Source organism: Micromonospora inyonensis, from assembly GCF_900091415.1.
GTDB lineage: Bacteria > Actinomycetota > Actinomycetes > Mycobacteriales > Micromonosporaceae > Micromonospora > Micromonospora inyonensis.
The window spans coordinates 3,244,156-3,265,919 of the sequence record NZ_FMHU01000001.1; the positions used below are offsets into that span (position 1 = coordinate 3,244,156).

The 21,764-nt window shown below is 73.0% G+C and carries 17 protein-coding genes; 12 read left to right on the forward strand and 5 right to left on the reverse strand.

Annotation, left to right across the window (positions count from 1 at the left end; genetic code table 11):
* Positions 1–10: 10 nt before the first annotated feature.
* The gene (locus GA0074694_RS14715; protein ID WP_091458332.1) at positions 11–1,723 is read right to left on the reverse strand and encodes an alkaline phosphatase D family protein; all 1,713 of its coding nucleotides are present in this window, start codon (positions 1,721–1,723) and stop codon (positions 11–13) included.
* 147 nt (positions 1,724–1,870) lie between these two features.
* Between GA0074694_RS14715 and ftsY the strand changes: the two genes are divergently transcribed.
* From ftsY to ffh, 6 genes are all read left to right on the forward strand, one after another.
* Positions 1,871–3,067, forward strand: a complete 1,197-nt coding sequence (gene ftsY, locus GA0074694_RS14720) for a signal recognition particle-docking protein FtsY (protein ID WP_091458334.1) — start codon at positions 1,871–1,873, stop codon at positions 3,065–3,067.
* An 80-nt stretch (positions 3,068–3,147) separates the two neighbouring features.
* A complete protein-coding gene (locus tag GA0074694_RS14725; protein WP_088980205.1) occupies positions 3,148–3,936 on the forward strand; it encodes an aminoglycoside phosphotransferase family protein in 789 nt (262 codons plus the stop codon).
* A 162-nt stretch (positions 3,937–4,098) separates the two neighbouring features.
* Positions 4,099–5,469 (forward strand): ammonium transporter, encoded by a 1,371-nt coding sequence (locus GA0074694_RS14730; protein ID WP_091458336.1) that lies wholly within the window; start codon positions 4,099–4,101, stop codon positions 5,467–5,469.
* 25 nt (positions 5,470–5,494) lie between these two features.
* Positions 5,495–5,833, forward strand: a complete 339-nt coding sequence (locus tag GA0074694_RS14735; protein WP_176737947.1) for a P-II family nitrogen regulator — start codon at positions 5,495–5,497, stop codon at positions 5,831–5,833.
* 280 nt (positions 5,834–6,113) lie between these two features.
* Complete coding sequence (locus tag GA0074694_RS34205; protein WP_091459185.1) at positions 6,114–8,519, forward strand: HD domain-containing protein; 2,406 nt, start codon at positions 6,114–6,116, stop codon at positions 8,517–8,519.
* A gap of 207 nt (positions 8,520–8,726) precedes the next feature.
* The gene (gene ffh / locus GA0074694_RS14745; RefSeq protein WP_091458340.1) at positions 8,727–10,283 is read left to right on the forward strand and encodes a signal recognition particle protein; all 1,557 of its coding nucleotides are present in this window, start codon (positions 8,727–8,729) and stop codon (positions 10,281–10,283) included.
* A 159-nt stretch (positions 10,284–10,442) separates the two neighbouring features.
* On the opposite strand, the gene GA0074694_RS14750 is transcribed toward ffh, so the two are convergent.
* Positions 10,443–13,988, reverse strand: a complete 3,546-nt coding sequence (locus tag GA0074694_RS14750; RefSeq protein ID WP_218105689.1) for a S8 family serine peptidase — start codon at positions 13,986–13,988, stop codon at positions 10,443–10,445.
* A gap of 290 nt (positions 13,989–14,278) precedes the next feature.
* Between GA0074694_RS14750 and GA0074694_RS14755 the strand changes: the two genes are divergently transcribed.
* Positions 14,279–15,358 carry an amidohydrolase family protein gene (locus GA0074694_RS14755; RefSeq protein ID WP_091458341.1) on the forward strand — a complete coding sequence of 360 codons (1,080 nt, stop codon included), beginning with the start codon at positions 14,279–14,281 and terminating at the stop codon, positions 15,356–15,358.
* Between the two features lie 19 nt (positions 15,359–15,377).
* Here GA0074694_RS14755 and GA0074694_RS14760 read toward each other — a convergent pair whose 3' ends face one another.
* The 3 genes from GA0074694_RS14760 to GA0074694_RS14770 all read right to left on the reverse strand — a co-directional run bounded on the left by GA0074694_RS14760 (position 15,378) and on the right by GA0074694_RS14770 (position 17,922).
* Entirely contained in the window at positions 15,378–15,767 is a 390-nt protein-coding gene (locus GA0074694_RS14760; protein ID WP_091458343.1) for a hypothetical protein, read from the reverse strand.
* 157 nt (positions 15,768–15,924) lie between these two features.
* Complete coding sequence (locus tag GA0074694_RS14765; protein WP_091459189.1) at positions 15,925–16,581, reverse strand: TetR/AcrR family transcriptional regulator; 657 nt, start codon at positions 16,579–16,581, stop codon at positions 15,925–15,927.
* 165 nt (positions 16,582–16,746) lie between these two features.
* Entirely contained in the window at positions 16,747–17,922 is a 1,176-nt protein-coding gene (locus tag GA0074694_RS14770; protein ID WP_091458345.1) for a PP2C family protein-serine/threonine phosphatase, read from the reverse strand.
* 199 nt (positions 17,923–18,121) lie between these two features.
* Here GA0074694_RS14770 and proS point away from each other — a divergent pair, with 199 nt between their 5' ends.
* From proS to rimM, 5 genes are all read left to right on the forward strand, one after another.
* A complete protein-coding gene (gene proS, locus GA0074694_RS14775; protein WP_091458347.1) occupies positions 18,122–19,537 on the forward strand; it encodes a proline--tRNA ligase in 1,416 nt (471 codons plus the stop codon).
* Between the two features lie 105 nt (positions 19,538–19,642).
* On the forward strand, positions 19,643–20,293 hold the full coding sequence (locus GA0074694_RS14780) for a ribonuclease FAU-1 family protein (RefSeq protein WP_091458349.1): 651 nt from the start codon (positions 19,643–19,645) through the stop codon (positions 20,291–20,293).
* Positions 20,294–20,491: 198 nt separating this feature from the next.
* Entirely contained in the window at positions 20,492–20,950 is a 459-nt protein-coding gene (rpsP, locus tag GA0074694_RS14785) for a 30S ribosomal protein S16 (protein WP_091458351.1), read from the forward strand.
* On the forward strand, positions 20,925–21,185 hold the full coding sequence (locus tag GA0074694_RS14790) for an RNA-binding protein (RefSeq protein WP_176737949.1): 261 nt from the start codon (positions 20,925–20,927) through the stop codon (positions 21,183–21,185). The genes rpsP and GA0074694_RS14790 overlap by 26 nt, the downstream gene beginning before the upstream one ends.
* Positions 21,185–21,739 carry a ribosome maturation factor RimM gene (rimM, locus tag GA0074694_RS14795; RefSeq protein WP_091458355.1) on the forward strand — a complete coding sequence of 185 codons (555 nt, stop codon included), beginning with the start codon at positions 21,185–21,187 and terminating at the stop codon, positions 21,737–21,739. The genes GA0074694_RS14790 and rimM overlap by 1 nt, the downstream gene beginning before the upstream one ends.
* Positions 21,740–21,764: the final 25 nt, after the last annotated feature.

A 21,764-nucleotide genomic window follows, 5' to 3' on the forward strand; every position in this document is an offset into this window, starting at 1 on the left:
GGTGCCCCGCTCAGCGCTGGGTGGTCAGTCGCCGGTACGCCACCGGATGCAGCGCGCCGTCGCTGGTGGTGCCCTCGATGGTCACCTCGGCCTCCCGCCCCCGGTGCAGCAGCGTGCCGACCGCGTTGCCGAAGTACGGGCCGCTCAGCTTGCGCCAGCGCACCGGTGACCGGCGTACCCCGGCGGAGCGGGCCAGCGCCCGGACCGCCGCCGAGGGCCCCGCCGACCAGCCGAGCCGCATCAGCGGACGCATCCCGGCCGGCACCTGGTTGTGGATCGGCGAGCAGGTGAGCTGGTGCACCGGGGTCACCATGCCGTCGCCGAAGCGGGCCCGCGCCACGTACGAGTGGTGCACGTCCCCGCCGAGCACGCTGATCGAGGCCGGCGGCGCGTACGCCGGCCCGGCCCCGACCCGGTCGCCGGGCGCGCCGGGTGATCCGGTGCCGATCCGGGCGAACAGTGCCCCGAGCGCGTCGAAGGACCGCTGGAAGGCGGCCCAGTGCTCCAGGTCCAGCGCCCGGCGCAGCCTCTCCGAGGCCCGGGCCACCCATGGCCGGCGGGAGGAGGCCAGCTTCTCGTTCCACGCCTCCACGTGGTGGATGCCCGGCGGCAGCAGCCACGGCAGTGACGAGCCGACCACCAGGTGGTCGTAGACGCCGTGCGCCTGGTCGACGAACCACGCCCACTCGCCGGGCGGGAGCATCGCCCGCTGCGCCGGCTCCAGCACCCGGCTGCACCGGTTGTCCAGCATCACCAGCCGGGTCCGGCCGAGGTCCAGCGCGTAGCTCCACTGGTACTGCACGCTGCGCCAACGTTCGGTGTCGTGCGCCAGGTCGGACTCGGTGTCGACCCGGCTGCCGAACTCGCGGAGCACCTCGGTGGCGTCGGTCCCGGCGGCGACGACCTTGGCGTAGACCGGGTCGGTGGCGATCTCGTCCGGGGAGAGGTTGCCCAGGTGCTGGTAGACCCAGTAGGAGGCGAGACCGCTGCCGATCCGCTCCGCCCACCACGGCTGCTCGCGCATCTCCGCCCGCCACGCGGCCGAGGTGTTCCAGTCGTCGATGATCTCGTGGTCGTCGAAGATCATGACGCTGGGCACGGTGGAGAAGAGCCAGCGGATCTCCGGGTCCCGCCACGACTCCAGGTAGAGCTTGGTGTACTCGTCGAAGCTGACCACCTGGTCGGTGGGGGCGCCCGCCGGCCGGCGGCGGCGTCGGCGCAGCAGCCGCCGCACCGTCGGGGAGGTCTCGTCGGCGTAGACCTGGTCGCCGAGGAGCACCAGCAGATCGGGCCGCTCCGGGCCGTCGGGGTCGGCCATCAGCCGGCGGGCGTACGCGTCCAGCGCGTCCGGCGGCAGCTTCCGCGCGGTGGAGTGCTGGGTGGTCTCCCGGCACGAGCCGAAGACCAGGCGGACCGGCTGGTCCCGGTCGTCGGCGGCCCGGGTGCGGATCACGCTCGGCGGGAAGGAGCCGCGCGGCTCCGGCCAGGCCACCTCGTCGTCGACCAGCACCTCGTACGTCGAGGTGCTGTCCGGGGTGAGCCCCTCCACCACGACCAGCGCGTAGTGGTGGTCGTACGCGGTGAAGGTGGGGGAGCTGCCCTCGGCCCCGTCGGCGGTGCGGACCCGGACCAGCGCGGGCGCGCTGGTCTCCACCCAGACGGTGGCCCGCGTGCCGACGACCCGTCGCAGCAACGGGCCGATGAGCAGGCGGGGACTCGGCATCAGAACCTCCGGGACGAGAGCGGCTCACCATTTCTACCCTGTCGCCGCACCGCGCACCCATGCCTCACGCCCCGCGTCACCGCTGTTCGCCCGGGGATCGGGCGCGGTGGCTGAGCCGACGACGCCGGCATCTGACAGGATTTCCGCATGGCGGATTACCTCGTAGTCGCACTGGTCCTGCTCGGTGTGCTGCTCCTGTCGCTCGTGGGGCTGGTCGTGCCGAAGCTGCGGCGGCGGCCGGAGCCCCGGCTGCCGGAGGCGCAGGCACCCACCCGGGTCGAGGAGCGGCCCGTCGTCCCACCGGTCGAGGCACCCACCGAACCCGCCACCGGCGTGGTGGTCGAGCCGCCGGTGGTCGAGGTCCCACCGGTCATCGAGGTCCCGCCGCTGGACGTGCCCGAGCCGACCGCCGGGCGACTGGTCCGGCTGCGGTCCCGCCTGTCCCGTTCGCAGAACGTCTTCGGCAAGGGGCTGCTCGGGCTGCTCAGTCGGGACCACCTCGACGAGGACGCCTGGGAGGAGATCGAGGACAGCCTGATCACCGCCGACGTCGGCATCGAGGCCACCCGCGAGATCGTCGACCGGCTCCGCGAGCGGACCCGGGTGCTCGGCACCCGATCCACCACCGAGCTGCGCGCCCTGCTCGCCGCCGAGCTGGTCAACGCGCTCGACCCGACGCTGGACCGCTCACTGCGCACCGCACCGAAGGAGGGCATGCCGGCGGTGGTGCTGGTGGTCGGGGTCAACGGCGCGGGCAAGACCACCACCTGCGGCAAGATCGCCCGGGTGCTGGTCGCGGACGGCCGCAGCGTGCTGCTCGGCGCGGCCGACACCTTCCGGGCCGCCGCCGCCGACCAGCTGGAGACCTGGGGTGGGCGGGTCGGCGCGGAGACCGTGCGCGGTCCGGAGGCGGCCGACCCGGCCAGCGTCGCCTTCGACGCGGTGAAACGGGGCATCGGCACCGGAGTGGACACCGTGCTGATCGACACCGCCGGCCGGCTCCAGAACAAGATCGGCCTGATGGACGAACTGGGCAAGGTCAAGCGGGTGGTGGAGAAGCACGGCCCGATCGACGAGACGCTGCTCATCCTGGACGCCACCACCGGGCAGAACGGTCTGGAACAGGCCCGGGTCTTCACCGAGGTGGTCAACGTCACCGGCGTGGTGCTCACCAAACTCGATGGCACCGCCAAGGGCGGTATCGTCATCGCCGTGCAGCGCAAACTCGGCATTCCGGTCAAGCTGGTGGGACTGGGTGAGGGCAAGGACGATCTGGCCCCCTTCGAGCCGACTCAGTTCGTCGACGCGCTGCTCGGCACCGAGCCGCTCGCCCGGGACGCGTAACCTCGGGTGACCACCGACGACCGCCGCCGCACCCGGTGGCGCGAGCACCGCTTGCCGGCACCGGCCCCGGGAGACCGTACGTGACCGCACAGGAGATCCCGCTGCACGGCGGGAACGTCAGCACCGTCGTCCGGGTGGGCGACACCGTCCGGCGCAACGCCGGGCCGTGGACCCCGGCTGTGCACGCCCTCCTGCGCCACCTGGAGTACGTCGGCTTCACCGGCGCGCCCCGGGCGTACGGCATGGACGAGCGCAACCGCGAGGTCCTGTCGTACCTGGAGGGGGAGTGCGGGGAGTACCCGCTCGCCCCGCACTGGGTCACCGACGAGGCGCTGGTGACCGTGGCGACGATGCTGCGGATGTTCCACGACGCCCAGTACGGCTTCGTCCCGCCGCCGGGGGCGGTCTGGCGCTCGTTCGGCCCGCCCCCGCCGGACACCGAGGTCATCTGCCACCACGACGCGGCCCCGCACAACGTGATCTGGCGGCCGGACGGCACCCTCGGGCTGATCGACTTCGACCTCGCCTCGCCCGGCGCGCGGATCTACGACGTGGCGTACGCGGCCTGGACCTGGGTGCCGATCTTCTCCGACCGGGACTCCTACACCCTCGGCTGGAAGCGCCCCGACCGGCCGCGCCGGCTGCGGCTCTTCGCCGACGCGTACGGGCTGATCCCCCGGGACCGGCACCGGCTGATCCGGACCATCCGCAAGCGGATCGTGGACCACGTCGAGGGCATCCGCCGGATGGCCGCCGCCGGGGATCCGGCGTTCGTCCGGATCGTGCACAAGGGGCACCTCCGTCGCCCGATGCGCGACCTGCGGCTGCTCGACTACGAACGGCACGCCCTGGAGTGGGCGCTGCGCTGAGGTGCGGGCTTCTTCACACGTCCGAAACAACCCGTGACGGACCGGAAACCACGCCGGGACCGAAGGTGAAACAGCCGGGGCGGATTCTTTCGCGCATCCGGCGTACGGGCGACGCTGCCCCGGAAGCCGCGAAGGAGGGAACCTCACCTTTAGGAGGCCAGCGTGCCTGAAGCACCGACGATCGATACCGGCAACACCGCGTGGTTGCTGATATCGAGTGCGATCGTGCTGCTCATGACACCGGGTCTGGCGCTGTTCTACGGCGGCCTGAACCGGTCCAAGGGCGTGCTCAACATGATCATGATGAGTTTCTCGGCCATGGGGCTGGTCAGCGTCCTCTGGCTGTTCTACGGCTTCAGCGTCGCCTTCGGCGCCGACCAGGGCGGCGTCATCGGTGACGTCGGCCAGTACCTCGGCACCAAGACCTTCATGGCCGAGACCGACCTGTGGGGCGAGACCGGCATCCCGCTCTACGTGTTCATGGCCTTCCAGATGATGTTCGCCATCATCACCGTCGCCCTGATCAGCGGGGCCATCTCCGACCGCGCCAAGTTCTCCGGCTGGCTGGTCTTCGCCTTCGGCTGGGCGACGCTGGTCTACTTCCCGGTGGCGCACTGGGTGTGGGGTGGCGGCTTCATCGGGGCCAAGCTCGGCGCGCTGGACTTCGCCGGAGGCACGGCGGTGCACATCAACGCCGGTGCCGCCGCGCTCGCCCTGGTGCTCGTGCTCGGCCGGCGGCTCGGCTGGCCGAAGGAGGCCATGAAGCCGCACAACGTCCCGATGGTGGCGCTCGGCACCGGCCTGCTCTGGTTCGGTTGGTTCGGGTTCAACGCCGGCTCCGAGCTGACCGCCGACGCGACCACCGCGATCGCCTTCCTCAACACCCAGGTCGCCACCGCCGCCGCCGTCCTCGGCTGGCTGGTCGTGGAGAAGGTCCGCGACGGGCGGCCCACCCTGGTGGGTGCCTCCTCCGGTGCCATCGCCGGTCTGGTCGCCATCACCCCGGCCTGCGCCTTTGTCGCACCCTGGGCGGCGGTCCTGCTCGGCGTCGTCGCCGGTGCGGTCTGCGCACTCGCCGTCGGCCTCAAGTACAAGCTCGGCTACGACGACTCCCTCGACGTGGTCGGCGTGCACTTCGTGGGCGGTTGGATCGGCTGTCTCTGGATCGGTCTCTTCGGCACCAGCTCGGTCAGCTCGCTCGTCGCCGACGAGGGCCTCTTCTACGGCGGCGGGGTGACCCAGCTCGGCGTCCAGGCGCTCAGCGCCCTGATCGTCACGGTCTACTCCTTCGCGGTGGCCTTCGTCCTCGGCTTCGTCATCCAGAAGACCATCGGCTTCCGGGTCTCCGCCGAGGCCGAGATCAACGGCATCGACATCGCCGAGCACGCGGAGAGCGGCTACGACCTGTCGCCGTCGGGCGGCAGCGCGGGCGGCGCGTTCGCGATGGCCGGCATCGGCACCCCGACGGCGACGACGCCGCCGAGGGGCGAGCCCGAACCCACCACCCCGGTCAGCGAGAAGGTCGCCGGCTAACGTTTCTGCGATGGAAGGGTTGGACATGAAGCTGGTGACCGCGGTCATCAAGCCGTACCAGCTGGACGCGGTGAAGGAGGCCCTGCACGCCCTCGGCGTGGCCGGCCTGACCGTCAGCGAGGTCCAGGGTTACGGCCGGCAGAAGGGGCACACCGAGGTCTACCGGGGTGCCGAGTACACGGTCGAGTTCCTGCCCAAGATCCGGGTCGAGGTGCTCACCGACGAGATCGACGTCGGGAAGGTCGTGGACGCCATCGTCGGCGCCGCCCGGACCGGCAAGATCGGCGACGGCAAGGTCTGGGTGACCGCCGTCGAGGATGTCGTCCGGGTCCGTACCGGCGAGCGCGGCCTCGACGCCCTCTGATCGGCGACCCACGATGACCCCGCCGACCGCACCCGACCCGGCCGCCGCCCCCGGCGGTCCGGTCCCCGCGGTCGGCGGGGTCGCCGGTCCCGCTCCGGCGGTCGGCGGGGTCGCCGGTCCCGCTCCGGCGGTCGGCGGGGTCGCCGGTCCCGCTCCGGCGGTCGGCGGGGTCGCCGGTCCCGCTCCGGCGGTCGGCGGGGTCGGCGGTCCCGCTCCGGCGGTCGGCGGGGTCGGCGGTCCCGCTCCGGCGGTCGGCGGGGTCGGCGGTCCCGCTCCGGCCGTGGCCGGTGCAGACGAGCCCGTTGCGACGAGCGCCGGCATCGGTGCGGCCGCCCGGCGGGAACGGGCCGAACGCCACGACCGGTGGCTACGCACCCTGCTGCCCGAGCGGGAGGGCGTGGCGCTGGTCGCCGTCGGGGGCCTCGGCCGCCGGCAGTGCGCCCCCTTCGCCGACCTCGACCTGGTGCTCGTGCACACCGGCGTGCCGGGCATCGACGACCTGGCCGCCTCGGTCTGGTACCCGGTCTGGGACGCCCGGCTCCAGCTGGACCACTCGGTACGCACCGTCGGCGAGGCACTGTCGGTGGCCCTCGACGACGTCAAGGTCTCTCTCGGCCTGCTCGACGCCCGGTACGTCGCCGGGGACCGAGCCGTCGCCGACGAGCTGGCCCGCACCGCCGCCGACCAGTGGCGACGCACTGCCGTCCGTCAGCTCCCCGCGCTGCGGGAGGCCACCGAGAGCCGCTGGCAGGCCCACGGCGAGTTGGCCTTCCTGCTCGAAGGGGACCTCAAGGAAGCGGCTGGCGGGCTGCGTGACGTGGGCATCCTGCGGGCCATCGCCATCGCCGGGCTCACCGACGCGCTGCGCCCGGCCGTCCGGGCGGCCCACCTGCGCCTGCTGGACACCCGGGACGCCCTGCACCAGCAGGTCGGCCGGCGGGTCGACCGACTGCTCGCGCAGGAGCGCGCCGGTGTCGCCGCCCTGCTCGGTCTGCGCCAGCCCGCACCCGGCGCGTCCGTCGAGCCGCCGGGAGCCGCCGAGCCGCCGGGAGCCGTCGAGCCGCCGGGAGCCGTCGCGTCGCAGCCCCCACCCGGTGCCGGGCCGGAGCCGGGAACCGTCCTCGGGCGAGCGCCGTCCGCCCCACCGGGTGTCCTCGTCGGCGACGGGGACGCGCTGCTGCGCCGGGTGGCCGGGGACGCCCGCACGGTCAGCCACGCGCTCGACGACGCCTGGCGGGCCGCCGACCGGCTCCGCGTCCGGCGGCGACGGGGTTCCGACGGTCGGCCGGTACGCCGCCCGGTCGCCCGGGACGTGGTCGAGCACGACGGCGAACTGGTGCTCGCCCGTACCGCCATCGGGGCCCGCCCCGACCCGGCCCTGTCGCTCCGGGTGGCCGCCGCCGCGGCCACCACCCGGCTGCCGATCGCGCGCGCCACCTGCGAGTGGCTCGCCGCCTACTGCCCGCCGCTGCCGTCACCCTGGCCGGCGGAGGCCCGCGCCGCGCTGGTCACCCTGCTCGGGGCCGGTCCGGGCCTGGTCGCCGCGTGGGAGACCTGCGACCGGTACGGGCTGGTCGACGCCTGGCTGCCCGAGTGGCCCCGGCTGCGCAGCCTGCCGCAGCACAACCCGGTGCACCGGTACACCGTGGACCGGCACCTGGTGCAGGCCGCCGCCGAGGCGAGCCGGTTCGCCCGCGAGGTCGACCGTCCCGACCTGCTGCTGCTCGGCGCGTTCCTGCACGACATCGGCAAGGGGCTGCCCGACGCCTCCGGGGCCGTCGCCGACCACAGTGTGCTCGGCGTGCCGCTGGCCGAGGCGGTGGCGACCCGGGTCGGGCTGCCCCCGGCCGAGGTGGCCCTGATCGGCACGCTGGTCCGGCTGCACCTGCTCCTGCCGGACGTGGCCACCCGGCGGGACCTGGACGACCCGGTGACCATCACCCGGGTCGCCGAGGCGGTCGGCGACATCGTCACCCTCGACCTGCTGCACGCCCTGGTCCGGGCGGACGCCGCGGCCACCGGGCCGGCCGCCTGGTCGGGCTGGAAGGGGCGGCTCGTCGCCGACCTCGTCCGCCGGGTCCGTACCGCGCTGGACACCGGTGCCCTGCCCGCGCCACCCGCTCCGGACCCGGCGCTGCTGGCGGGGCCGCTGCCGGTCGTGCACCTGACCGACGACACGGTGGCGGTGGCCGCGGCGGACCGGCGCGGTCTGCTCGCGACGGTGGCCGGCTGCCTGGCCCTGCACCGGCTGGAGGTGGTCGCCGCCGACGCCGCCACGGTCGACGGGCGGGCCCTGGTCACCTGCCGGGTGCAGCCCCGCTACGGGCTGCCGCCGGACCCGCTCGCGCTCACCGCCGACCTGCGCCGCGCGGTGGCCGGTGACGTCTCGGTCACCCAGCGACTGCGCGGACGGGCCCTGACCGCGCGGGACGGCGGGGCCGCTCCCCGGGTGGTCTGGCACCGCGACGCGGCCACCGACGCCGTGGTGCTGGAACTGCGGGCGGCCGACGCCGCCGGACTGCTCTACCGGGTGACCAGCGCGTTGGACGCGGCGGGCGTCGAGGTGCGGGCGGCCCGCATCTCCACCCTCGGTGGGGACGTGGTGGACGCGTTCTACCTGGTCGGCGGCGGCCCGGACGAGGACGCCCGCCCCTTCCTGGAAGCCGCCGTGCTGGCCGCCGTGTGAGTGTGGGTGGTAGCAGGGTTCGGTGGTAGCAGGGGACCCTTGTTACCGCATTTTGGTGAGGAAGGGCCCCCTGCAACCACCTCGGCGCGGGCGTTCCCGTGCCCGGCCGGGAGCGGGGGCACGGGCGGCGGGCTACCCTAACGGTGGCCGGACCGTGTTCCCCGGCCGCGTCGTGCCCGCCGTAACACTGACAAACGGGATGTTCGCGTGTTTGACACCTTGAGTGACCGCCTCTCCGGGATCTTCACCAAGCTCCGCGGCAAGGGTCGGCTCACCGACGCCGACATCGACGCCACCGCGCGCGAGATCCGGCTGGCGCTGCTGGAGGCCGACGTCGCGCTGCCGGTGGTCAAGGGCTTCATCGCGAACGTCAAGGAGCGGGCGCGCGGCGTCGAGGTCTCCCAGGCGCTCAACCCGGCCCAGCAGATCGTCAAGATCGTCAACGAGGAGCTGATCGCCGTTCTCGGGGGCGAGGGGCGGCGACTCCAGTTCGCCAAGCAGCCGCCGACCGTGATCATGCTCGCCGGTCTCCAGGGTTCCGGCAAGACCACCCTCGCCGGCAAGCTGGCCCGCTGGCTCAAGGCCCAGGGGCACCAGCCGCTGCTGGTCGCCGCCGACCTCCAGCGTCCGAACGCCGTCGGGCAGCTCCAGGTCCTCGGTGGCCGGGCCGGCGTCGAGGTGTACGCCCCGGAGCCCGGCAACGGCACCGGTGACCCGGTGCAGGTGGCGCGGGCGTCGATCGAGCACGCCCGCCGGGCCGCCCGGGACGTCGTCATCGTCGACACCGCCGGCCGGCTCGGCATCGACGCCGAGATGATGCAGCAGGCCGCCGACATCCGCGACGCGGTCGACCCCGACGAGGTCATCTTCGTCATCGACGCGATGGTCGGTCAGGACGCCGTCCGCACCGCCGAGGCGTTCCGCGACGGCGTCGGCATCACCGGTGTGGTGCTGTCGAAGCTCGACGGCGACGCCCGTGGTGGTGCCGCGCTGTCGGTCCGGGAGGTCACCGGGCAACCGATCCTGTTCGCCTCGACCGGCGAGAAGCTGGAGGACTTCGACGTCTTCCACCCGGACCGGATGGCCAGCCGGATCCTCGGCATGGGCGACGTCCTCACTCTGATCGAGCAGGCCGAGCAGGCCTTCGACTCCGATCAGAAGGAGAAGATGACCGCCAAGCTGATGGGCGGCGAGCAGTTCACCCTGGAGGACTTCCTCGACCAGCTCATCGCGGTCCGGCGGATGGGCCCGATCGCCAACGTGCTGGCCATGATGCCCGGCATGGGGCAGATGAAGGACCAGCTCGCCGAGCTGGACGACAAGCACTTCGACCGGGTCACCGCGATCATCCGGTCGATGACCCCGGGCGAGCGCACCAACCCGAAGATCATCAACGGCTCCCGGCGGGCGCGGATCGCCAACGGTTCCGGGGTCACCGTGATGGACGTCAACCAGCTGCTCAACCGCTTCGCCGACGCGCAGAAGATGATGAAGCAGATGGGCGGCATGATGGGGCTGCCGGGCGCGGGTCGCCGCAAGGCCACCAAGAGCCCGAAGAACAAGCGCAAGGGCACCAAGGGTGGCGGCCGGCCGCGTACCGGAGCCGGCGCCGGCATGCCCGGTGGCTTCCCGGGCGGTGTGCCGCAGCTCCCGCCGGGGCTGAACCCGAACGACCTGGGTGGGCAGCAGGGTCTCCCGCCGGGATTCAAGCTTCCGAAGATCGACTTCAACAAGCTGGGCAAGGGCGGCGGCGCGCAGGGTTGAGCCCCGCGTCGACGACCTCGGTCGTCGTCGGCCGACCGTGGGCGACGAGGGGCCTGCCGTCGTGGACCGCCCGGCGGTGGGCGGTGCCGGAGCAGGGGTTTGATCCGGTACGACGCGGGGCCCGGCCGGGAACGGCCGGGCCCCGCGCTGTGCTACCGGTCAGACGCCGAGATCCGGGCGGTTGGTCACCCGGAGGGCGTTGACGATCGGCTGGCCGTAGCCGGCGTGCGTGACGAACCGGACGTTGAGCTGCCCGTCGGTCACCTGCACGGTGAACGTGCGGCTGAGCGCGGCGAAGCTGCCGACCTCACCGGCCACGTCCAGGGATGGCAGGACCTCCTGGCCCTCCAGCAGCACGTCGAAGACGCGCTTGTCCGGCCGCTGGCTGCGCACCTCGGCGAAGTCCAGCTCGACGGTGTACCAGCCGTCGGCGAGCCCGTCGACCCGGTACTCGTGCATGCCCTCACGCTGGTCGGCGAAGCGGGCGGAGTCGTTCGTACCGGTGATCGTCGTGGTGGTGTACCGACGGCTGGAGGTGCCGACGTACCCGGCCTTGCCGGCGGCGTACGCCTGGTCGGGCGACCAGGTCTGCCCCTCGACGTCGGTCCGGCCGGCGGTGCCACCGGCGTCGATCGCCAGCGTGTAGCTCGGCACGACCAGGGTGACCGGTACGACGATCACCGGCTTCCGGCCGCTGGCCGAGCTGATCTGCACCTTGGCCTGGTGGTGGCTGCCCGGGGCCAGTCCGGCGGTCCGGGTCACCACACCGACCGTGTGCCGGGCGCCGGCCGCCATCGTGGTGGTCGTGCCGGACAGCTCCAGCCAGCCGATGTCCGCCGGCAGGCCGTCGGAGTCCAGCTCCGTCACGGTGACGTCGGTGCCGAGCGCGCCCGTGTTGCTCAGCGCGATCGACCGGCCGCGGGTCTGCTCGGCCGGGGCGGTCACCACGAGGCTGGTGACGTTGGCGCCGATCCGGGCGGTGCGCAGCGCCGCCGACCGGACCTCCGAGCCGCCGGCGGCCAGGGTGACCGTGGCGGCGGCGGTCTCGTAGTTCTCCGACGCGAGCCCCAGCGCGACCGCACCGGTCGGCGCCTGGAGCAGGTACCGGCCGTTGGCGTCCGAGGTGTCGCTGAGCGTCACGTCGCCGACCGTGGCGCTGACCGTGGCCCCGGCCACCGGCAGCCCGTCGTTGGCGTCGGTGACCACGCCGGAGACCACGCCGGTGCGGGTGGTACGGAAGGCGATGGCGGTGCCGTCGGCGATCGCGCCGCTGTTGAACGAGTAGAGGAAGCCGGCGGTGCCGTTCTCGTTCTCCAGGCCGATGGTGGCCCCGGTGCCGGTCTCCGCGCCGGTGCCGTCGACGTCCTGGTAGCGGTAGACGACCGAACCGTCCTCACCGATCGTGGCGCTGAACGTCAGCCGCTGGCTGCGGTCGGCGTAGATCGCCACGTTGCGCCACTCCACCGTGAAGCTGCGGCGCGGGGCGCTGCCGGTGATCGTGGTGTAGATGCCCGAGTCGGCCTCGACGTAGAGGTCGTCCCAGAACGGGAAGAGGGCGAGGTTCGGGGTGCCCGCGGTCGGGATCGTGGTGTTGGTGCGGTTGGTGGTGGCGGTGCCGAAGCCCAGCACGCCGTTGCTGCTCACCCAGGCGTCCTTGTACGACTTGCCGTACAGCGGCACCCGGAACGGCAGGGCCACCGGGGCAGTCCGGTCGTCGCCGGTGATGTTCAGCAGCTGGGTGCCCGGGACGAAGCTGCCCCCGGCCGCGCCGCAGGCGTACCCGAAGGTGTCCACCCGGTCGGGCAGGGTGACGTCCAGGTCGGTGTCGGCGTTGACCGTCGCCGGCTGGGTGACCGCGTCCGCGCACCGGTACGCGTGCGTGAAGCGGACGTCGTACTTGCCCTGCGGGACGGTGACCGAGTAGTTGCCCTGCGCGTCCGCGGTGGCGGTGAGCGGGGTGTTCAGCACGCTGACGGTGGCGCCCGCGGCCGGTCCGGCGGAGGTGCTCACCGTGCCGCTGAGCGTGGCCGAGGGGGCCTGCTCGACGACGATGTCCTTGGTGACCGTCTGGTTCTCGGTGACCGTCAGCTGCCCGGTGGCGGTGAGGTAACCGAACTTGCTGACCGTGAGGGTGTAGTCGCCGACCATGAGCCGGTCGAACCCGTACGAGCCGTCGGCCGCGGTGGCGCCGGTGCGGGTCATCGGGCCCGTCACGGTCACGGTGGCCCCGGCCAGCGGCGCGCCGCCGGAGGTGACGTGGCCGTTCGCGGTGCCGAGCGCGCCGCGCGGGGTGGCGTCCACCGCCGCGTACGCGTCGAGCCGGCCCTCGCCGAAGACGTTGTTCTTCTCGACGGTGCCGCCGCAGGTGAGCGCGTCCACGTTGATGGCGGTCTGGTCCAGGATGGCCCGGGTCGCGGCGACGTCCCCGTGGATGGCGGGGGAGGCCGACCACATCAGCGCCACCGTGGCGGCGGTGTGCGGCGAGGCCATCGAGGTGCCGCTGAACGACCCGTACCCGGTACGGGTGGACGAGCGGACGTTCGCACCCGGGGCGGCGATGTTCGGCTTGATCTCGCCGTTCTCGCCGGTGCCCCGGCTGGAGAAGCTGGCGATCGCGTTGTTCACGTCGAACGCGCCGGAGCTGTAGCTGATCGAGTACATCCCGGGGCTGCCGGAGGTGTTGCAGCCCGGCCCGCTGTTGCCGTTGGAGAACGCCGGGAAGATGCCGGCGGCCACCCAGGCCGAGACGGTCTCGGCGTACCACGGGTCGTAGGTGGTGTTGCCCCACGAGTTGTTGATGACGTCCGGCGCGAGGTCCGGGCGGGGGTTCTGGCCGTTGATGTCGGTGGGGGCGAGCATCCACTGCCCGGAGGCGAGCAGCGAGGTCCGGGAGCAGGAGCTGGACTCGCAGCCCTTGGCGGCGATCCACTTCGCGTTCGGGGCGACGCCGACGACGTTCTCGCCGTCCAGGCCGACCATGCTGCCCATGGTGTGGCTGCCGTGGTCGTTGTTGTCGCAGGGCTCGTCGGCGCTGCACGCGCCGGACGGGTCGTACCAGCTGTAGTTGTGGTCGTAGGTGCCGTCGGCCTTACGGCCCCGGTAGCTGGCGTTGAGCGCGGGGTGCAGGTAGTTGACCCCGGTGTCGATGCCGCCGATGACGACGCCCTCGCCCCGGACACCCAGCTCGTTCCAGACCCGGGGAGCGCTGATCCGGTCGATGTTCCACTCGACGCCGTTCACCGTGGCGACGGTCTGGCCGGGGAGCGGCTCGGGGATGGTCACCGGGTCGTCGGCGACGATCTCACGGACCTCACCACGTGTGGCAAGCTCATCGAGGAGCTTGGCGTCGCCGGTGACCTTGATGGTGTTGACCAGCCAGAAGGGCGTGAACTCGGCCCCCCGCTTGGTCAGCAGGCCGCGGAGTCCGGCCTGGCTGCGCTCGGCGTGGGCGGTCTTGGCGCGCAGCACGGCGGAGCCCTTCTCCGCCTTGGTACGCAGCTTCGACGTGCTGGTCAGGTCGGCCGAGCTGTCGAGGAAGACCCAAAAGGTCGACTTGCCGGTGCTGGCGATCCGGTTGGTGACCTTCTTGTCGACCTTGGCGGCCACCGCCTGAGCGGCGGCGGCCTGGTCCGGCGCGGCCGAGGCGGACTGCCCGACGGCACCGACGGGAATGGTCAGGCCGACCGCGAGGCCGAGCGCTGCCACACGCCATCTTCGTGGTGACACGGTTGTGACGCTCCTTTGTGAGGCGAGGCGGAACTCCCGGTGCCCCGGGACCCATCGGAGCATCCTGATGCCGAGCGGCCCCGACATCAAGACAGGCTTAAATCTATAAATCTGTCAATCGACCGTTCGTGTCGCCGTGGGTGTTGGTTTCGTTACCGTTCCGCCGGAGGTGTGGGGGAGGCTGCCGGGCCCGTCCCGGTCCACCGGCCCTCGGCGCGGCCGGGAAGAATGGGTCGCGACCGCCGGCTACCGGCTGAGACGGAGGACGAATGGCCTGGCACGTACGCGGCGTGGTGCTCCCGGACGACGAGGAGCGCGACCTGTGGCTGGTGGGGGACCGGGTGACCTTTGAACCGGTCGCCGGCGCGGAGACGATCGCCGACGGCGGATGGATCCTGCCCGGCCTGGTCGACGCGCACTGCCACATCGGCATCGCCCGGGGTGGCGCGCCGGTCGGCTCGTTGAAGCAGGCGCGAAACCTGGCCGTCGTCGACCGGGACGCCGGGGTGCTGGCCATCCGGGACGCCGGTTCGCCGTATCCGTACCCGGAACTCGACGACGACCCCGACGTGCCGCGACTGGCCCGCGCCGGCCGGCACATCGCCCCACCCCGACGCTACCTGCGCGACATCGGGGTGGAGGTGCCGGCGGCGGAGGTCGTCGCCACGGTGGCCGCGCAGGCCCGCGCCGGCAACGGCTGGGTCAAGCTGGTCGGCGACTGGATCGACCGGGGGGTCGGGGACCTCGCGCCGGCCTGGGACGCGACGACCATGACCGCGGCGGTCGAGGCCGCACACGCCGCCGGGGTACGCGCCGCGGTGCACACCTTCTCCGAGGAGGCCGTCGCGATCATGGTGCGGGCCGGGGTGGACTCGGTGGAGCACGGCACCGGCCTGCGCGTCGACCTGGTCGACGAGATGGCCCGACGGGGGACCGCCCTGGTGCCCACCATGATCAATATTCAGACCTTCGGCCGGATCGCCGACCAGGCCCGGGAGAAGTTCCCCGGGTACGCCGACCACATGCTCGCCCTCCGGGACGGCTTCCCCGACGTGGTCCGCGCCGCGTACGAGGCCGGTGTGCCGATCTACGTCGGCACCGACGCGGGCGGTGGCATCGACCACGGGCTGGCCGCCGACGAGATGCTGCTGCTGCACGAGCGGGCCGGCATGACCCCGGCGGACGTGCTCGCCGCCGCCTCCTGGGGCGGGCGCGCCTGGCTCGGCTTCGGGGGGCTCACCGAGGGCGGCCCCGCCGACCTCGTCGTCTACCCCGAGGATCCGCGCCGGGACCTGCGCGTCGTGCGCGCCCCCTCCCGCGTCGTCCTCCGGGGCCGCCCGCTCCGCTGACCTCCTCGCGGCGCGGGCCTCAGGTCCGCACCCGGGTGGCCAGGCCCGACTCGCGCAGGTGACTGCGCTGCCCGTCGGCCATGATGACCTCCACGACGATCAGGGCGAAGGAGACGGCCGCCAGCATGCCCAGCGCGCCGATCGCCGGCATCTGCCGTGCGAGGGGGACGAGGGCGACCAGCACCAGCACGGCGATCACCCGGGTCCAGATGATCGTCCTGATCGCGCGGGCGGTCCGTAGCTGGTAGCCGACGTTGGCCAGGAGCTCCTCGGTGGCCGTACGCGTCCCCTCGACCACCCGGCGCCGGCCGAGCAGGCTGTCGACGGCGTCGCGGAGCAGGACGCGTACCGGCGTGTGCCCTCTGGTCTTCCCCCGGTCACCTCCGGCTGTCGCTCGGTCTTCCGTCACCGGGCCAGTCTGGCAGGTTGCCCGACCCGGAATGGTCTGCTTCGTGCCGTTAGGCCCGGTCCGGTCGGCCGGACGCGACGACCGCCCGGTCCGGTCGGCCGGACGCGACGACCGCCCGGTCCGGACGGCCGGACGCGACGACCGCCCGGTCCGGCGATCAGGGCGTCGGCGGGGCGACCCGCCGGGGAGGGGCGCCGGCGACGTCCTGACCGGCCAGCGGGGTGGCGGTGGCGGCGGAAAGGAGGTGGAGGGTGAGGTTCGTCAGGTGCCGCGCGGTCCGGTCGGGGGGTGCCTGCGGCAGCACGATGTGGCTGACCACCAGGCGGACGACCGCGTCGGCGGCGAAGGCCAGGGCCGTCGGGTCGGCCTCCGGCAGCCGGTGACCGGTCCACTCCAGCAACGCGCCTGTCGCCTCGTCGAGCACCAGCTCGGCCCGCGTGGTCAGGTACGGCAGCAGCGCGTCCGAGCCGCCCCGGGCGCTGGTCAGGATCGCCTTGATCAACGGATTGCCGGCCGCCTCGGTGAGGGTGTGCGCGATCGCCGCGTACGCCCCGGCCCGTACGTCGTCGCCGTGCCGGCGCAGCACCGCCCGGACGTCCGCGACGAACCGGTCGACCTCCCGCCGGGCGAGCGCCTCGGCCAGCCCCGCCTTGCTGCCGAACTCGTTGTAGACGGTCTGCCGACTGACCCCGGCCGCGCCCGCGACACCGCCCATGCGGACGCCGTCCCAGCCGACGGCGACGGCCTGCGCGCGGGCGGCGTCGACGATCGTGTCGCGCAGCCGCTGCCGCGCGGTGTCCCGGATCCCGTCCATCCGGCCGAAGTCTACGGTGACCGCCGTGCCCGGTCGGGTGGTCGCGGTGGGGGTTTGGTGGTTGCAGGGGACCATTCCTCGACAGGAAGCGGTAGCAGGGGGCCCCTGCAGGGCAGGGCAGGGCGGGGCAGGGCAGGGCAGGGCAGCGGCGGCGCGGGCGATCTGTCAGCCGAGCCAGCGGGCCATCAGCAGGGTGGCGTCGTCAGCCAACTCGTCGTTCTGGTAATCGAGGATGGCGTGCACCAGCCGGCGGATGGTCTCCGGCGCGGGCAGACCGTCGGCCAGGGCCCGGACGGTGAAGTCGACCAGCCGGTCCACGCCGAACGGCTCACCGTCGGCCGACCGCGCCTCGGTGATGCCGTCGGTGTAGAGCAGCACGTCGTCGCCGGGTTGCAGGTCCTCCTCGATCACCCGCGGGGGTTGCAGGTCGCCCAGGGTCATCGGCAGCGCGGTCGGCGTCGGCAGGATCCGCACCATCCTGCCGCCGCGCAGCACCAGCCCGCTCGGATGCCCGGCCGAGATGGCCCGGAGCCGACCGGTGGCCTGGTCCAGTTCCACCAGGATCGCCGTGATCATCCCGGCCCGGTCGTAGGCGCGGACAGCCCGGTCGATGTGGTGGTACGTCTCGACCAGCGGCAGTGCGCCGCGACGGGCATTGCGGTACGCGGCCAGCGCGATCGAGGCGAGCACCGCGGCCCGCAGTCCGCCCTGGGAGCCGTGGCCGACCGCGTCGAAGAGCGCCAGGTGGGCCAGGTCGCCGTTGACGGAGTAGTCGAAGGCGTCGCCGCCCACCTCGTAGCAGGGTTCCAGCAGTCCGCTGACCACCAGACGTTCGGTGGCGAAGGTGAGCGGCGGTAGCTGGCCGCGCAGCAGCTCGGCGGGGAGTTGCATCGGCGCCCGTCGCCGGACCAGTTCCAGGGTGTCGCCGTACAGGCCCCGGGTGACCACCAGTTCGGCCAGCAGGGCGGCCAGGACCCGTAGGTCGTCGCGGCGCTCCGCGTCGTAGCCGTCGGCACTGACCACCTCCAGCACCCCGAGCCGCTCGGCGCCGTCGAGGACGGGTGTCCAGAGCGACACCCCCTCCGCACCGGGGACCTCGTGGTCGGTCAGCGTGCTGAACGTCCGTCCGGCGATGGTGCCGGAGATCCTCACCGGTTGGCGGGCCGGGGCGAGTGTGCCGGTGAGCGGCACCAGCCACCGTTGCTGGTGGTCGACGAGGTAGAGCAGCACCGCGCTCGCGTCCAGCAGCGGTGCGACCCGCATCGCCAGGTCCGGCAGGTCCTCCGGGCGGGCGCGGTGCGACGCGTGCAGCACCCGGCGTAGTGCCTCGGCAAGGTCCACCGTCCGCCTCTCCGTTCTCCAAGCCGCCCGCCGGGTCGTTCGTCCCGGTCGCCGGGGGACCGGGAGGCGGGTGGTGCGGTCCGACAGGCCGGGGACGACCACCCCATGATGGCAGAGCCGCCTCCCGCCGGGCCCGGGGCGCAGGACCCGCCGCGTCCGGTCGCGGCCGCTGCTGGCCGGGCGCATAGGATGTCCGGTCATGGCACGCGTGCTCACTCCCCGCGCGGAGGACTTCCCCCGCTGGTACCAGGACCTGATCGCCAAGGCGAAGCTCGCCGACAACGGGCCGGTGCGGGGCACCATGGTCATCCGACCGGCCGGCTACGCCATCTGGGAACGGATGCAGGCCGAGATGGACGCCCGGATCAAGGACGCCGGGGCGGAGAACGCGTACTTCCCGCTCTTCATCCCGGAGAGCTACCTCAAGCGGGAGGCCGAGCACGTCGAGGGCTTCTCGCCCGAGCTGGCGGTGGTCACCCACGGCGGTGGCAAGCAGCTCGCCGAGCCGGTCGTGGTCCGGCCGACCAGCGAGACGGTCATCGGCGAGTTCATGGCCAAGTGGGTGGACTCCTACCGCGACCTCCCGCTGCTGCTCAACCAGTGGGCCAACGTGGTCCGCTGGGAGCTGCGCCCCCGGATCTTCCTGCGCACCAGCGAGTTCCTCTGGCAGGAGGGGCACACCGCGCACGCGACCCGCTCCGACGCCCGCGCCTACGCCCGCAGGATCCTGCACGAGGCGTACGAGGACCTGATGGTCAACGTGCTGGCCATCCCGGTGCAGGTGGGCCTGAAGACGGCCCGGGAGCGGTTCGCCGGGGCGACCGCCACCTACACCCTCGAAGGCATGATGGGCGACGGCAAGGCGCTCCAGCTCGGCACCAGCCACGAACTGGGGCAGAACTTCGCCAAGGCGTTCGACATCACCTACTCTTCCGCCGAGGGCGGCCGGGAGCACGCCTGGACGACCTCCTGGGGCACCTCGACCCGGATGCTCGGCGGCCTGATCATGTGCCACGGCGACGACAACGGCCTGCGGGTCCCGCCGAAGCTCGCGCCGATCCAGGTGTACGTGATGGTGGTCAAGGACGGCGAGGGCCCTGGCGGCCCTGCCGAGGCGGCGCGGAAGCTCTCCGACGCGCTGCGTGACGCCGGGGTGCGGGTCGCGCTCGACGACCGCACCGACACCCCGTTCGGCCGCCGGGCCGTCGACGCCGAGCTGCGCGGCTATCCGGTACGCGTCGAGGTCGGCCCCCGCGACCTGGCCGCCGGCAACGCGGTGCTGGTCCGTCGTACGGACGGTTCGAAGACCCCGGTGCCGGTGGCCGACGTGGTCGACGCGGTGCTCGCCGCGCTGACCGCCGACCAGCGGGCGCTGTACGACCAGGCGCTGGCCCACCGCGAGTCCCGGACCCGGGAGGTGGCCACCCTGGCCGAGGCGATCGAGGCCGCCGCCACCGGCTGGGCCCGGGTGCCGTGGTCGGCGGTGGGTGTCGCGGGCGAGGCCGAGGCGAACGCCCAGGGCGTGACGGTGCGGTGCCTGCTGCGGGCCGACGGTTCCGTGCCGGACTCGGAGGACGAGGCTGACCTGGTCGCCATCCTCGCTCGGGCGTACTGACACAGGTGGTGTGCAGGGGACCCCTGTCACCGCCTCGTGCGGAGCAGGGGTCCCCTGCACACGAACGGGGGAGGGCGCGGTAAACGGAACGGGGGGAGGGCGCGGGTGCGGTTCGAGCCGGGGCGACTGATCGTGCACCGGAACGTGCGGCGGGGCCGGATCGGCTGGGTACGGCCGGCCCGGGTGGTCAGCGACGACGATCGCGGCCTGCTGATCTGGATCGCCCGGGACTCCCCGGTCGCCAGCGAGGTCAGCGCCGACGGCCGGGGCATGCGGGCGATGCCGTTCGCCGAGTGGGTGACCTCCCCGTCGTACGGGCTGGCGAAGAGCCGCTGGAACGGCCCGCCGCTGCTGAAGTTCCTACCCGCCGGGGCCGCCCACTCGGTCTGGTGGTTCTCCGACGAGGACGGGCATTTCGCCAACTGGTACGTCAACCTGGAGGAACCGGGCGTCCGCTGGGACGACGGCGACCTCGCCGGGATCGACATGGTCGACCAGGACCTCGACGTGGTCGTCCGGCCGGACCTGAGCTGGCAGTGGAAGGACGAGGAGGAGTTCGCCGAGCGGCTCGCCCTCGCCGAGCACTACTGGGTGGCCGACGAGGCCGCGGTCCGGGCCGAGGGGCGGCGGGTGATCGCGCTCGCCGAGGCGGGAGAGTTCCCCTTCGACGGCACCTGGTGCGACTTCACCCCACCGCCGGACTGGGCGCCCCCGCCGGTCCTGCCGCCGGGCTGGGACCGCCCACCCGTGCGCTGAGTCGACCCGGTGCGAGGGATCGGCGCGGAATCTGGCAGAATGGCTGGCTGGTATCCGGCGCGTGTCCGGCGCCCTCTAACCCGAGCATGCCGCCAGTCCACCGAGCAGTCCCCGGCCCATCCCCACTGTGCCGGTCGGCTCTCACCCGCCGCACCGCCCGTTCGGGCCGGTGAGAATCGCAACAGGAGCGAAAACACTGTGGCCGTAAAGATCCGGCTCCTGCGGATGGGCAAGATCCGCAACCCGCAGTACCGCATCGTCGTCGCCGACTCGCGCACCAAGCGTGACGGTCGCGCGATCGAGTTCGTCGGGATCTACCAGCCGAAGGAGGACCCTTCGGTCATCGAGGTCAAGTCGGACCGGGTCCAGTACTGGCTGTCCGTCGGCGCCCAGCCGAGCGAGGCGGTGCAGCGCCTGCTGGAGCTGACCGGCGACTGGCAGAAGTTCAAGGGCCTGCCGGCCCCACCGCCGCTGAAGGTCGCCGCCGAGCGGGTCAACCGCCAGGAGGCGTACGAGGCCGAGGCGAAGGCCGCGGCCGGTCTGACCGACGCCCCGGCCAAGCCGGCGAAGAAGGCCGAGAAGGCCGAGAAGGCCGAGAAGAACGAGGCGCCGAAGGCTGAGGCGCCGGCCGCTGCGGACTCCGGCGAGCAGGCCTGACATGGCGATCCGTCCGGCCCTGGAGCACCTGGTCAAGGGGATCGTCGACCACCCGGACGACGTGCGCGTCCGGTTGGTGGATTCCCATCGGGGCAAGCGGCTCGAAGTCCGCGTGCACCCGGAGGACCTCGGCACGGTGATCGGGCGGTCCGGCCGGACCGCCAAGGCGCTGCGCCAGGTGATCGGCTCCATCGGCGGGCGCGGGGTCCGCGTCGACATCGTCGATTCGTACTGATGCTTCTCGTCGTCGGCAGGATCGGTAAGCCGCACGGTGTCCGCGGTGAGGTCACCGTGGAGGTGCGGACCGACGAGCCCGAATCACGGTTCGCCCCCGGCTCGGTGTTGACCACCGAACCGGGGGCGAAGCCCGCGAACCCGGCACCCGGCCCGGGTGTCCCCTACCAGGTGCCCGACCGGCTGACCGTCGAGTCCGCCCGCTGGCACCAGGGGCACCTGCTGGTCGCCTTCGAGGGCGTACTCGACCGCGACGTCGCCGAGGCGCTGCGCGGCACGCTGCTCGTCGTGGACAGCGCCGGGGTCGCACCGCCGGAGGACCCGGAGGAGTTCCACGACCACCAGCTCGTCGGGCTGGCCGTGGTCACCCCGGCCGGTGAGCACCTGGGCGAGGTGGCCCGCATCGACCACGCGCCCGCCTCCGACCTGCTGGTGCTGCGTCGCCCCGAGGGGCGTACCGCGCTGATCCCGTTCGTCCGGGCGATCGTGCCCGAGGTCGACCTGGCCGGCGGACGCGTCGTCGTCGACCCGCCGGGCGGGCTGCTCGACCTGTGACATCGGCTCCACCCGTGACACCCGC